Annotated in this window: 13 protein-coding genes; 6 read left to right on the plus strand and 7 right to left on the minus strand. The window is 70.2% G+C overall.

What is annotated here, in order from left to right:
• The first annotated feature begins 50 nt into the window (after window positions 1-50).
• Window positions 51-611 (plus strand): hypothetical protein, encoded by a 561-nt coding sequence (locus IEQ44_RS09245; RefSeq protein WP_193638164.1) that lies wholly within the window; start codon window positions 51-53, stop codon window positions 609-611.
• A gap of 198 nt (window positions 612-809) precedes the next feature.
• A complete protein-coding gene (locus tag IEQ44_RS09250; protein WP_193638165.1) occupies window positions 810-1475 on the plus strand; it encodes a hypothetical protein in 666 nt (221 codons plus the stop codon).
• 25 nt (window positions 1476-1500) lie between these two features.
• Here the strand turns inward: IEQ44_RS09250 and metX are convergent, their stop codons facing one another.
• Window positions 1501-2733: a homoserine O-acetyltransferase MetX gene (gene metX / locus IEQ44_RS09255; RefSeq protein ID WP_319804591.1), complete on the minus strand. Its 1233-nt coding sequence runs from the start codon at window positions 2731-2733 to the stop codon at window positions 1501-1503.
• A gap of 68 nt (window positions 2734-2801) precedes the next feature.
• On the opposite strand from metX, the gene IEQ44_RS17915 reads away from it, so the two are divergent.
• Window positions 2802-4481, plus strand: coding sequence for a sensor histidine kinase (locus IEQ44_RS17915; RefSeq protein WP_193638166.1), 1680 nt, complete (start codon window positions 2802-2804; stop codon window positions 4479-4481).
• A gap of 83 nt (window positions 4482-4564) precedes the next feature.
• Here IEQ44_RS17915 and IEQ44_RS09265 read toward each other — a convergent pair whose 3' ends face one another.
• From IEQ44_RS09265 to IEQ44_RS09285, 5 genes are all read right to left on the minus strand, one after another.
• Window positions 4565-5854: an O-acetylhomoserine aminocarboxypropyltransferase/cysteine synthase family protein gene (locus IEQ44_RS09265; protein ID WP_193638167.1), complete on the minus strand. Its 1290-nt coding sequence runs from the start codon at window positions 5852-5854 to the stop codon at window positions 4565-4567.
• Between the two features lie 124 nt (window positions 5855-5978).
• The gene (locus IEQ44_RS09270; protein WP_193638168.1) at window positions 5979-6275 is read right to left on the minus strand and encodes a DUF1416 domain-containing protein; all 297 of its coding nucleotides are present in this window, start codon (window positions 6273-6275) and stop codon (window positions 5979-5981) included.
• Window positions 6275-7138 (minus strand): sulfurtransferase, encoded by an 864-nt coding sequence (locus IEQ44_RS09275; protein WP_193638169.1) that lies wholly within the window; start codon window positions 7136-7138, stop codon window positions 6275-6277. The genes IEQ44_RS09270 and IEQ44_RS09275 overlap by 1 nt, the downstream gene beginning before the upstream one ends.
• A gap of 67 nt (window positions 7139-7205) precedes the next feature.
• Window positions 7206-7703, minus strand: a complete 498-nt coding sequence (locus IEQ44_RS09280; protein ID WP_193638170.1) for a DUF4395 domain-containing protein — start codon at window positions 7701-7703, stop codon at window positions 7206-7208.
• A gap of 398 nt (window positions 7704-8101) precedes the next feature.
• The gene (locus tag IEQ44_RS09285; protein ID WP_193638171.1) at window positions 8102-8665 is read right to left on the minus strand and encodes a thioredoxin family protein; all 564 of its coding nucleotides are present in this window, start codon (window positions 8663-8665) and stop codon (window positions 8102-8104) included.
• 238 nt (window positions 8666-8903) lie between these two features.
• On the opposite strand from IEQ44_RS09285, the gene IEQ44_RS09290 reads away from it, so the two are divergent.
• On the plus strand, window positions 8904-9503 hold the full coding sequence (locus tag IEQ44_RS09290; RefSeq protein WP_193638172.1) for a hypothetical protein: 600 nt from the start codon (window positions 8904-8906) through the stop codon (window positions 9501-9503).
• Between the two features lie 87 nt (window positions 9504-9590).
• Window positions 9591-11054 (plus strand): signal peptidase I, encoded by a 1464-nt coding sequence (locus tag IEQ44_RS09295; RefSeq protein WP_193638173.1) that lies wholly within the window; start codon window positions 9591-9593, stop codon window positions 11052-11054.
• A gap of 32 nt (window positions 11055-11086) precedes the next feature.
• Here IEQ44_RS09295 and IEQ44_RS09300 read toward each other — a convergent pair whose 3' ends face one another.
• The gene (locus IEQ44_RS09300; RefSeq protein WP_193638174.1) at window positions 11087-11401 is read right to left on the minus strand and encodes a MoaD/ThiS family protein; all 315 of its coding nucleotides are present in this window, start codon (window positions 11399-11401) and stop codon (window positions 11087-11089) included.
• 44 nt (window positions 11402-11445) lie between these two features.
• Here IEQ44_RS09300 and IEQ44_RS09305 point away from each other — a divergent pair, with 44 nt between their 5' ends.
• Entirely contained in the window at window positions 11446-12162 is a 717-nt protein-coding gene (locus IEQ44_RS09305; RefSeq protein ID WP_193638175.1) for a response regulator transcription factor, read from the plus strand.
• Window positions 12163-12225: the final 63 nt, after the last annotated feature.

Here is a 12225-nt window from a genome sequence, read left to right on the forward strand (position 1 = left end):
GGAGGGCCCCAGGCCCTCCGGGCGCTGTCACCCGAGCCCGAGGACCACCGATGAACTCCCTGCCGCAGCCCACCCGCCGTACGCTCCTGCGCGCCGCCGCCTGGAGCGTGCCGGCTGTCACCGTGGCCGCGGCCGCGCCCGCCTTCGCGGCGTCCAACACGTTCGCCAGCCTTGCCATCGGCGGTGCTGACTGGGACGTGTTGGCCACCCCGACCCGACTCCAGGTGTTTGGCATCCACGTCCGCACCGCCGACTCGGCCGCCGTCATCCCGGCTGGAGGGCTGGCTGTGACGGTGACCTTCCCCAACCATTTCGTGACCAATGTTGCCGGCAGTGCTGTCAACGTCATCGTGGAGGACGTGTCCTACAGGTGGCAGGCCGGCAGCCCCACCTACTACGGCTCGGGCAACTCTCGCTACGCCACGGTCACCTTCACCTACCAGAACGAACTGCAGCCCGGAGGCGGTCTGTTCGGCGGCACCACCCTGCTCGACTTCCGCGCCGGGAGGGACGCTGTGTTCCAGCCCTCCCTCAACGAGTCCCCGCTGCCGATCAGCGTCGCCGCCGCCGGCTTCACCCCGCTCTCCGGGGCGATCCTCGTCGTCGACTGACGCCCGCACGCCAGGCGCTGTCGGACTCCAGCCACCATCACCGCCGTGCGATGGCTTAGACCCGGTCCGACTCATCCCCGCCAGCGATCATTCTCGCCGAACCGCGCGCGAGGGGCCCGACGCGCCACTAGGCTGACCACGCGCCAGCGGACTCGGCCGCGCCGCGCCTCCCTCTCCCACTGCTCCACGAGGTCACCCATGGCTGCCGCTCCCGAGTCCCCCACGCCCGCGCCCACCGGCTCGTCGACGTCGCTGCTGCGCACAGGTCTGTCGCGACGCGGCGTCGTACGGACCGCGTTGTGGAGCGTGCCCGCGGTGACCCTCGCGACCGCAGCGCCTGCCTACGCTGCCTCGACGATCAACCAACTGACCTACGACACGGCATCAGCCCTGCTCTGGGACACGCTCGTCGACTACCCAGAACCCGGAGCGACACTCAGGGCCGCCGAGGGCGCGATCGGGTTCGTAACCAGCTCAGAGACGGTGGAAACCCCGGCGCTGAGGTTGACCATCAACTTCCCCAGCAACTGGACCGCCGGAGGCAGCACGGTCTTCGTCGCCCCCGACCCCAGGACCCCGTCCTGGGAGGCCCTCGGCTGGGAGCACGACGGCCCCCTCACCAACGGTCGTCTCAGCTCCACCAGTGGGTCCTTCGGCTTCACCTATCGCGGTGGCGAGATGACGCCGTTCATCGGAATCCCGTTCATCGCCTGGGGAGAACCGACCGACCTCTTCGGCCAGGACACCCCCGTGACGGCCACGCTCCAAGTCCTCGATCCCACTACCCCTCCCGCCTGGGAAGTTGTCGGCCTCGGTTTCGCCGTGCCGGTCGAGGTGAAGATTGTGACGCCTCCGGTGGGATGAACCCCAACCCGTCCGGGCGAGGGCCTCAGCCCTTCAGGAACCGCGCCACCCGGTCGTGGTAGCCGGGCGGCTGCAGCAGGAACGAGTCGTGCCCGAAGGGCGAGCTCAGCTCCTCGAAGTCGACGTCGACGCCGCAGCGCTCCAGCTGCTCCACCATCGCGAGCGACTGACGCGTGTCGAAGCGCCAGTCGGAATCGAAGGACGTCACCTGGAAGCGGGTCGACGTCGTCGCCAGCCGCTCGGCGGTCCACGGGTCGGCGAAGGGGTTGAAGTAGTCGAGCAGCCGGGTCAGGTAGAGATAGCTGAGCGCGTCGAACCGGTCCAGGAAGACGTCGCCCTGGTGCTGCAGGTAGTGCTCCACGGCGAAGTCGGGCTGCAGCGTCATCTCGTCGCCCACCGTGTCGCGACGGTGACCAAACTTGGTGTCGAGCGACTGGTCGGAGACGTAGGTGATGTGGGCCATCATGCGCGCGACCTTCTGACCCAGCCGCGGCACGGTGCCGTGCTCGGCATAGCGACCACCGTGGAACTCGGGATCGCTCATGATCGCCGTGCGCGCCACCGACGAGAAGGCGATGTTCTCCGTGGTCAGCCGTGACGACGCCGCCACGACCACCGCACGCTCCACCTCGTCGGGCGCGTCGATGACCCACTGCAGCACCTGCATGCCGCCGAGCGAGCCGCCCACACCGGCGTACAGCCGCTCCGCGCCGAGATGGCGCATCAGCCGCCGGTGCACCGCGACCAGGTCGCTCATGTGCAGCAGCGGGAAGTCGAGGTAGTAGGGCTCGCCGGTCGCCGGGTCGGTCGACAGCGGGCCCGTGGTGCCCGAGCAACCGCCCAGGATGTTGGGCGCGACGACGAAGAACCGGTCGGTGTCGAGCGGCTTGCCCGGCCCGATGATGTTGTCCCACCAGCCGCGCTTCTTGTGGCCCAGGTGCAGGCCCGCAGCATGCGCGTGGCCGGTCAACGCGTGGCACACGAAGATCACGTTGTCGCGCTCGGGCGACAGCTCGCCGTAGGTTTCGTAGGCGACCTCGACGCGGTCAAGGCGACCGCCGCCACGCAGCAACAGCGGGTCGCCCTCGTCGAAGAGGACCACCCGCTGGGTCTCCACGTATTCGATGGGGCCGGCCACCGCACCATGATCCCACGCGCCAGGCCGGCGACGGGCGGCCAGGGGTGCGGGTGGACAACCGTCGGCGCCCCGCGCGGAGGCGACCGGGATGGTTGGACGCGCGTGCGGGCGGGCAAGCACCGAACAGCCCCGCAGTGACCTGGACCACACTAGGCTTGGCGTCACTCCCACCCCTCGAAGGAGGTCACGTGCCGTCCGAGGTGCCGCTCTCCTACCGCCGCTCCTACGAGGTGTGGCAGGTGGCGACCTTCGCCCTGACGGCCGTGGTCGGCTTCTGCGTCATCGCCTTCGCCGACCGCGACGTCATCGGATGGCCCACCTACACCGGCCTCACGCTCCTCGTCCTCCAAGGCCTCCTGGCCGCCGCCCTGACGGTCCGTCTCCTCGACGCCCGGTGGCGCATCGCCGCGCCCGTGCTCGCGCTGGCCGCTCTGGTCGCCATGGGACACGACCTGCTGCCGGTCGCCCCCATGGCGCTGATCGTGCTGATCATCCCCCTGCTCTGGCTGGTCTGGGAGTTTGACGGCCTCGGCTTCGCGCTCTCCCTGTCCGCCCTGGCGGTCCTGCTCGTGATGCTCCACGACGTGGGCGTGCCTGGCGCCAGCGGCCCGGGGTGGCTGCAGCTCCTGCCGGTCGGGCTCGTGGGGCTCGCGCTGATCGTGAGCGCCCACCAGATCGCCATCACCTTGCATCGCCGCGAGGAGGAGCTCATGGTGCGGGCCGAGGAGTTGCGCAGCCATCTCTCGGCCTCGGAGGACCGTCTGCTGCTCCTGCGCGGCCTGCTCGACACCATCGACGCGGTGATCGTCGCCTACGACGACGACGGCGCCCTGATCTGGGACAACGCGGCCGCCAAGCGGCTCGTGGGCCGCGCTGGCATCGACACCGACGGCCAGCTCGTCGACGAGCTGCACATGTATGCCGCCGACCGTACGACCCGGCTCGGCGTCGACGAGATCGCCCTGGCGCGCGCCCACCGGGGCGAGGAGTTCGACTCCGAGCTCATCTGGTTCGGTCCTCCCGGCGACCAGGTGGCCCACCTGCTGTCGTCGAAGCAGATCCACCGTGCCGACGCCCAGCGCTACGGCTACGTCATCGTCGGACTCGAGGTCACCGAGCTGCTCGACTCCATCCGCGTGCGCGAGGAGTTCCTCACCACCGTCTCCCACGAGCTGCGCACGCCCCTGACGTCGATCATCGGCTACCACGAGCTCATGGAGGACGAGATCGACCCGGCCGACTCCGGCCTGCACAAGATGCTCGCCGTCGCGCAGCGCAACGCCACCGTCCTGCTCAACCGGGTCGGACAGCTCCTCCAGGCCTCCGGCAGCGTCGAGGCGCTCGTCGTCGAGCGCCGCCCCACCGACATGGACGCGCTCCTGGAGGGCACGCTCGCCCCCCACCACGCCGCGGCGGCGACGTTGGGCGTACGCCTCGAGGCCTGCGTGCAGCAGGCCCTCAAGGCCCGCGTCGACCCCGGGTGCTTCGAGCAGGTCGTCGACAACCTCGTCTCCAACGCCCTCAAGCACACGCCGGCGGGCGGCACCGTGCAGGTCAACCTCGGCGCCGGAGGCAGCACCCTGCGGTTCTGCGTCACCGACACCGGCTCCGGCATGAGCGCCAGCGAACAACGGCGCGTCTTCGACCGCTTCTACCGCACCACCGCCGCCAACGACCAGGCGCTGCAGGGGCTCGGTGTCGGCCTCTCGGTGGCCAAGTCGATCGTCGAGGCCCACGGTGGCACGATCACCGTGCAGAGCCGACAGGGTCTCGGCACCACGTTCGTCGTCGAGATCCCCGACGCGGTCGGCTCCGACGACGACGGGGGCGACGACCCGAGCGACGCAGTGAGCGACGACGGGGTCTGACCGACCTCCCCGCACGACGAAGCCCGGCCTCCCCTGGGGGCGACCGGGCTCCGAGCGTCCGCGCCGAGGCGGGCGTCAGCGGGTCACTGCGTGCTGGCCGCCAGAGCCTGCTCGAGGTCGGCGACCAGGTCGTCGACGTTCTCGATGCCGACACTGAGGCGCACCAACTCCTCGGGCACACCGGCCGACTCCAGCTCCTCGGGCGTGAGCTGGCTGTGCGTCGTGGTGGCGTTGTGGATCGCCAGCGACTTCGCGTCACCGATGTTGGCCAGGTGGCTGAAGAGCTCGAGCGCCTCGATGAACTTCTTGCCGCCCTCGCGCCCCGACTTCAGGCCGAAGGAGAGGATGCCGCCGTAGCCCTTGCCGGTGCCGATCCGGTCGTGCACCTCCTTGTAGGGGCTGTCGGCAAGACCCGGGTAGGAGACCCAGGTGACCGCGTCGTGGCCCTGGAGGAACTGCGCAACCGCGAGCGCGTTGGCGCTGTGGCGCTCCATGCGCAGGTGGAGCGTCTCGAGGCCCTGCAGGAAGAGCCAGTTGTTGAGCGGCGTCGACGCAGCACCGGTGTTGCGCAGCAGCACCGTACGCGCGCGGATGATGTAGGCGAGGTTGCCGACGGCCTCGGTCCACACGACGCCGTGGTAGGCGCCGTCCGGCTTCGTCAGGCCCGGGAAGCGGTCGGAGTGCGCCGCCCAGTCGAAGTTGCCCGAGTCGACGATGACGCCACCGATCGAGGTGCCGTGGCCACCGATGAACTTCGTCGCCGCGTGCACGACGACGTCGACGCCGTGGTCGAAGGGCTTGACCAGGTAGGGCGTCGGGGCGGTGTTGTCGACGATGAACGGCAGGCCCTGCGCGTGCGCGGCCTCCGACCAGGCGTCGAGGTCGATCACGTTGATCTTCGGGTTGCCAACGGTCTCACCGAAGACCAGCTTGGTCTTCTCGTCGACGACCTTGGCGAGGTCCTCGGGCTTCTCCGGGTCGACGAAGCGCACCTCGATGCCGAACTGCGGCAGCGTGTGCGCGAAGAGGGCGTACGTGCCGCCGTAGAGGGTGGAGAGCGCGACGATGTTGTCGCCGGCGTAGGTCAGGTTGAGCACGGCGTAGGTGATGGCCGACGAGCCCGACGCCGTCGCCAGCGCCCCGACGCCACCCTCGAGGGCGGTCATGCGCTCCTCGAAGACGTTCTGCGTGGGGTTCATGATGCGGGTGTAGATGTTGCCGGGCTCGGCCAGGGCGAAGAGGTTGGCCGCGTGCTCGGTGTCGTTGAAGACGTAGGACGTGGTCTGGTAGATCGGCACCGCACGGCTGTTGGTGGCCGGGTCGGCCTCCTCCTGGCCGGCGTGCACGGCGAGCGTCTCGGGACGGTAGTTCATGCTGCTGACTCCTGCAGGTTGGGTGGGTCGGCTGGGTACTGCCTGGGTACTGCAAGGGCTGGGCACGCAGATCGCGTGCCCAGCCCCGGTGGTTCAGTGTCTCGGGCGGATGGTGCCCGAGGGGTCAGACCTGGACGTTGACCTCGGCGACGTTGCCGACGCTGGCGTGGACCTTGCGGTCGACCGGCTCGGCCTTCGGCGCGAGCGTACGCAGCGTCCAGACACCTTCGCCCGCGAAGAAGCGGAAGTGTCCACTGGCCGAGAGGGGCACCTCGGCGGTGAAGTCGCCGTTCTTGTCGAGCAGGCGCACGTAACCGGTGGCGACGGGCTCGCCGCCGCGGGTCACCTGGCCCTGGATCACGGCCTCCTTGGCGACGTTGACGCCGTCGAGCGACAGGCCGCCCTCAACCGCGCCGCACATCAGGCGCCCTGCCCGTCGAGCTGGCCGGGCTCGTCGCCGAGCACGATCGGCACACCGATGAGCGAGCCGTACTCGGTCCAGGAACCGTCGTAGTTCTTGACGTTCTCAAAGCCCAGCAGCTCCTGCAGCACGAACCAGGTCAGCGAGGAGCGCTCACCGATGCGGCACAGGGCGATGGTGTCCTTCGAGTCGTCGATGCCGACCTCGTCGTAGAGCTTGCGCAGCTCGTCGTCGGACTTGAAGGTGCCGTCGTCGTTGCAGTTCTTGCTCCACGGCACGTTGAGCGAGGTGGGGATGTGACCGGCGCGCTGCGACTGCTCCTGCGGCAGGTGGGCGGGAGCCAGCAGGCGGCCGGCGAACTCGTCGGGGCTGCGCACGTCGACCAGGTTCTGCACGCCGATGGCGGCCACGACCTCGTCACGGAAGGCGCGGATCGAGGAGTCCTGCTCGGTGGCCGTGTAGACGGTCTCCGGGCGGGTGGGGACGTCCTTGGTCAGCTCGCGGGCGTCGAGCTCCCACTTCTTGCGGCCGCCGTCCATGAGCTTGACGTTCTTGTGGCCGTAGAGGGTGAAGTACCAGTAGGCGTAGGCCGCGAACCAGTTGTTGTTGCCGCCGTAGAGCACCACGAGGTCGTCGTTGGAGACGCCGCGCGAGGAGAGCAGCTTTTCGAAGCCCTGCTTGTCGAGGAAGTCGCGACGGACCTGGTCCTGGAGGTCCTTGGTCCAGTCGAGCTTGATCGCGCCCGGGATGTGGCCCTTGTCGTAGGCAGCGGTGTCCTCGTCGACCTCGATCAGGACGACGCCGGGGGTCTCGAGGTTGTCCTCGACCCACTGGACGGAAACGAGCGAGTCTTCGCGGCTCATGGAGTGGTTCTCTCTTTCAACGGGATGTGGGTGGTGATGTCGGGGTGGATCTGGTGGAGCTGGGAGGTCAGGCCGTGCGGGGCCCGGTGAGGCGACGCAGTGCCAGGTACATCTCGCAGCCCAGGCAGAAGCCGAAGACTGCGTTGAGCAGCGCCGCCGCGAGGGCGAACCCGACGGCGACCAGGCCGACGAGCGTGGCGCCGCTGGCGAGGCCGACGAGCCCGACCACGGCGAAGACCAGACCGACGGTCTGGGCGAACCGCGGCGGAGCGGCGTCCTCCCACTCGCGCGGGGCGGCGAGCCGGGGGCGTACGAGGGTGCGGAAGAGCCAGCCGTAGGGGGTGCGGGCGACGCCGAGCAGCGCACCGCTCGCGAAGAGCACCGCCTGGACGGCGAGCAGCACCGTGGCGAAGGTACTCGGCGCAGTGGCCAGCACCACGGCGAGGACGCCGGTGGTGAGCACGGCCGCGAACTGGGGGCCGCGAGGATCGACGCGGCCTTCGGGGAAGGCCGGGGCGGCTGCCGGGGCTCCGGCGCCGGGCGTACGGGTGTCGAGCGAGGTCATGTCCTGGTCCCTGGGTGAGGTTCCGACGGCGTGCGGCCGGGTGGACGCACGGGCGAACGGCCGACGACCCGGGTCAGGGCGCGCGGGCTCAGGGCTCCGCGACGGGCGACAGGGGTGGCGTCAGCCTCAGGACATTCGACACAGGGAGGAGCGCACGCGGCAGTGGTCCACTGCGCGTCGCTTCGTCAACCAGGTCGAACTCATGGACCCGAGACTAGAGGCGGCTCCATCGGCGACGAAATCGAAATCTCACTCCGTGGACCATATGCCCAATATGTGAGAAGTGCTTAATTCGCGCCGCTCAGGCTCTCGGCTCCGCAGGCAGTTCACCTGCTCCACCGCCGGGCCACGCGGAGCCCTCGCCGTCCGGGAGCCGAGCTGCCTGCCGGGTCGTGCGGTCAGTCGACCGCCGCGAGCGCCGCCAGCACCTGCTGCTTCGTCGGCGCCCCGGCCGCGCGGGTCACCTCACGTCCGGTGGCATCGAGCACCAGCGTGGTGGGCGTACGCATCACTCCCACGCGGCGCACCAGCTCCAGGTGCGACTCGGCGTCGACCTCGACATGCACGACACCGGGCACCTCCTCGGCGACCTCCGCCAGCGTCCGGCGCGTCACCCGGCACGGGGCGCAGAAGGCGCTCGAGAACTGCAGCAGCGTGGCCCGCTCGCCCAGCGCCTCGGCCCACTCGGTGCCGGCCACGACCGAACCGGTCCCGGCCTCCCCCTGCGGCGTCATGCGCTCGGTGTCACCGGACGCATCCTCCGTATGACGCCCCGGGGCGTGGCCCTCGGACGTCATGCGCCCAGTGTCACCCGACGCACCGTCCGTATGACGCCGCGGGGCGCCGTCGGCACCGCGGACGGCGTGCGTGCCCCGGAACCGTCCGTCCGTCGCTGCCCGCCACACCCCGAAGACCACGGCCGCGACGACGGCCGCGAGGAGAATCCATTGCCCGGTCGTCATCTGCCCATCCTGCGAACGGAAGCATCCGCAGGCAAATCACGAGGTCACTCACGTCATTCCCACATTTTTCCGCATAACGCCACACCCAAAAAAGGGGAACTCTACTGTTGATCACGTACAAGCTACCCGGCCTCAGGGGGCTTGACCGGGCGCCGAAGCCCGACCGTCGGGGGTCATCCACTGCGTTGTGCAGCGGCCGAAGTCCCGGCATTCCTCCCTCATCAACTCAGGAGCCCCCATGAACAAGTCCCGCAAGATCATGGCCGCCATGGCCACCCCCGTCGCTGTCGTCGCCGCTGGCGCGATGGTCTACCAGGCCTCCTACGCCGCCTTCAGCGGTCAGACCCGCAACTCCGGCAACCAGTGGTCGACCGGCTCGGTCAAGCTGACCGACGACGACGGCGGCTCCTCGCGTTTCCAGGTCACCGCGCTCAAGCCGGGCGACAACGGCAGCGCCTGCATCAAGCTGACCGCCGACGCCAGCGTGCCGTCGACCGTCAAGGGCTACACCATCAACCCGGTCTCCAGCGGCTCCGACCTCGAGAACCGGATCAAGATGAAGGTCGAGGCGGGCACCGGCGGCACCTTCCAGAACTGCGCCGGCTTCACCCCCGTCGAGGGCGAGCCCGTCGTGCCCGAGGTCACCCTCACCACGCTGGCCACCGCCCAGAGCTGGGACTCGGCCCTCGGCGGCTGGATCGTGCCGGCCGGCGTCAGCGAGCGGACCTACCGCTTCTCGTGGCGCTTCGACACCACCGGCATGACCCAGACGCAGATCGACGCCCTGCAGGGCAAGACGACCGGACTCGACCTCCAGTGGGAGATGCGCAACAACTGAGTCCATCGGGCGGCGCCCCCCAGCCGGGGGTCGCCGCCCGCGGCCCGGCCAGGGCCACTTCCCCACGAGACGCCCGGAAGGTGAGAGATGGCCCTGCCCTCCTCCCAGACCACGCGCGAGTGGGCCGTCTTCACCGTCGTGGTCGGCTCACGCGTCTATCGCGCGATGCTGCTGACCCTCGTCGCCATCGCGGCCGCCCCGATGCTGCTCGGCTGGCACCCCTACGTCATCAAGTCCGGCTCCATGGAGCCCTCGATCGCCGTCGGCGACGTGGCCCTTGGCCGGCCCTTCGCCGCCGACGAGAAGATCGCCGTCGGCCGCGTCTACATGTTCGACGACCCGAGCGTGGCCGAGGAGCGGATCCTCGTGCACCGTGTCGTCGAGCTGCGCGACGACCACACCTACACCACGGCCGGCGACGCCAACGGCGCCACCGACGTCACCCCGATCACCCCCGACGACGTCGAGGCGCGCGCCATCCTGCTCGTGCCTTACGTCGGGCTCCCGGTCACCTGGCTGCAGACGGGCCGCTGGGTGCCCCTCGGGATCTGGCTGGCGCTGACCATGGCCGCCTTCTTGCTCGCCACCCGCAACGTCGACGGCGAGCCGCCCAAGTGGACGATGCGCCGACTCATCCTCGACGGCCTGCGCCGCGACACCGCGGCCCCGGGTGACGGTGGGACGACGACGGAGGGTCGCGAGGGCGTCCTCGTGCGGGGTGGTCGCTCGCTCGCCGGCCTGGTCGCCGTCTGCCTCGTCGCGACGACGGCCTTCGGCACGGCCAACGCCGCCTTCAGCGGGACCACCCGCAACTCCGGCAACACCTTCACCGCCACCAGCGCCCTGCTGCCCTACGTCGCCGCCGTGCTCGCCGACAGTCCGCGCGGCTTCTGGCTGCTCGACGAGACCTCCGGCACGACCGTGCGCGACTACTCGCAGACCTACCCCAACGGGCCGACCTCCCCGTCCTTCCAGTGGGGCGCGCCGGGGGCGCTGCCGCGCAACCCCGGCACAGCGATGAGCTTCTCGGGCGGGCGTGCGATCCTCAACAACTCCGCGATCGGGGTGCCCAACGCCTACTCCTACGAGCTGTGGTTCCGCACCACCTCGACGAGCGGCGGCTACCTCATCGGCTTCGAGAACAGCACCGGCGCCAACTCCGGCGTCGCCGACCGGACGCTGCTGATGACCGAATCAGGGCAGCTGATCGTCGGCGAGTGGCTCGGTCTCTCCCGCGGCACGGTCACCACGCCGCGCTCCTACAACGACGGCCAGTGGCACCAGGTCGTCGTCACCGCGGCGGCGCGCTCCTCCTTCCGGCAGGCGGTGACGATCTACGTCGACGGCCAGCAGGTCGCCTCCGGGTCGGCAACCGCGGGCGGCACGCTGCTGATCAGCTCCGGCCACTGGCGCATCGGCGAGGGCAACGTCGACACCAACCTCTTCGGCACCGGCACCAACGTTGCCTTCCGCGGTGACCTCGACGCGGTGTCGATCTACGACCGCGTGCTCAGCGCGGCGCGGGTCCGGGCCCACTGGGACGCCCGCTGACCCTCCCACCTCTCACGGACCAGGGGCACGGATCAGCCGCCGGCGAAGGGCGGCAGAAACTCCACGTGGGCGCCGACGGGCACCATCACCGAGCCCGGGTCGCGGCGCCCGACGGGCTGGTCGTCGACCAGCACCGAGCAGACCGCGAGCACCCGGGCGAGCTGCTCGCTGTCGGGGTGCAGCGCGAGGGCGTGCTCCCTGGCCCGGGCCACCGTGACCGGCCCCTGGACGGCGACGACGTCCCTCTCCACGCCTGCCGCGGCCCGTGCGCCGGCCCAGTATCGGAGCGTGATCTCGCCGACACCGGCGTCCCAACTTGTCGACGACTGCCCACGCGAGGTCTCCATGGCAGTTATTCTCACCCACACCGCAAGAGTGAGGAGGCAGCCCCATGAGTGCCCTGCTGCTGCTCACCAGCGCCCTGCAGCCGTCGGCCGAGGTGTTGCCCGGTCTCGCGCTGCTCGGCCACCAGGTCAAGATCCTGCCCGCCGAGGGCAGCGCGCTGCTCGAGGCGCCGGACGCCGACCTGCTGCTCGTCGACGGTCGCCAGGACCTGGCCCATGCCCGTGACCTGTGCCGGCTGATCCGCACCACCGGCGCCGACGTGCCGGTGCTGCTCATCGCCACCGAGGGCGGCCTCGCCGTCGTCGCGCACGACTGGGGCATGGACGACGTCGTGCTGCACACCTGTGGCCCGGCCGAGCTGGAGGCCCGGATCCGGCTCGCGATCGGGCGCCTCTCCGCCGCCAAGGAGGCCGCGGACCCAGACGCCCACGTCATCCGCAGCGGCGAGGTGATGGTCGACGACGCGACCTACACCGCCCGCCTGGGAGGTCGAGCGCTCGACCTCACCTTCAAGGAGTTCGAGCTCCTGAAGTTCCTGGCCCAACACCCCGGACGCGTCTTCAGCCGCCAACAGCTGCTGCAGGAGGTCTGGGGTTACGACTATTTCGGGGGTACGCGCACGGTCGACGTGCACGTGAGGCGCCTGCGGGCCAAGCTCGGCCCCGAGCACGAGACCCTGATCGGCACCGTACGCAACGTCGGCTACCGCTTCGTGCTCCAGAAGGAGCGCGAGGAGGAGTCGGAGCCCGCGGCGTCGTCCTGACGGACACGACGCCACGCCCACCCCACGAGTCACTCGGGTGCGCCCACGCCCCGGGCCCTAGGC

The sequence above is a fragment of the Nocardioides malaquae genome, from assembly GCF_015070385.1.
Classification (GTDB): domain Bacteria; phylum Actinomycetota; class Actinomycetes; order Propionibacteriales; family Nocardioidaceae; genus Nocardioides; species Nocardioides malaquae.

Excerpts from the sequence above, each read along its gene's own strand:
- IEQ44_RS09300 (WP_193638174.1), bottom strand. The coding sequence starts at position 11,401 with ATGGAGACCTCGCGTGGGCAGTCGTCGACAAGTTGGGACGCCGGTGTC.
- IEQ44_RS09305 (WP_193638175.1), top strand. The coding sequence starts at position 11,446 with ATGAGTGCCCTGCTGCTGCTCACCAGCGCCCTGCAGCCGTCGGCCGAG.
- IEQ44_RS09250 (WP_193638165.1), top strand. The coding sequence starts at position 810 with ATGGCTGCCGCTCCCGAGTCCCCCACGCCCGCGCCCACCGGCTCGTCG.
- IEQ44_RS09245 (WP_193638164.1), top strand. The coding sequence starts at position 51 with ATGAACTCCCTGCCGCAGCCCACCCGCCGTACGCTCCTGCGCGCCGCC.
- IEQ44_RS09280 (WP_193638170.1), bottom strand. The coding sequence starts at position 7,703 with ATGACCTCGCTCGACACCCGTACGCCCGGCGCCGGAGCCCCGGCAGCC.
- IEQ44_RS09295 (WP_193638173.1), top strand. The coding sequence starts at position 9,591 with ATGGCCCTGCCCTCCTCCCAGACCACGCGCGAGTGGGCCGTCTTCACC.
- IEQ44_RS09265 (WP_193638167.1), bottom strand. The coding sequence starts at position 5,854 with ATGAACTACCGTCCCGAGACGCTCGCCGTGCACGCCGGCCAGGAGGAG.
- IEQ44_RS09275 (WP_193638169.1), bottom strand. The coding sequence starts at position 7,138 with ATGAGCCGCGAAGACTCGCTCGTTTCCGTCCAGTGGGTCGAGGACAAC.
- IEQ44_RS09270 (WP_193638168.1), bottom strand. The coding sequence starts at position 6,275 with ATGTGCGGCGCGGTTGAGGGCGGCCTGTCGCTCGACGGCGTCAACGTC.
- IEQ44_RS09290 (WP_193638172.1), top strand. The coding sequence starts at position 8,904 with ATGAACAAGTCCCGCAAGATCATGGCCGCCATGGCCACCCCCGTCGCT.
- IEQ44_RS09285 (WP_193638171.1), bottom strand. The coding sequence starts at position 8,665 with ATGACGACCGGGCAATGGATTCTCCTCGCGGCCGTCGTCGCGGCCGTG.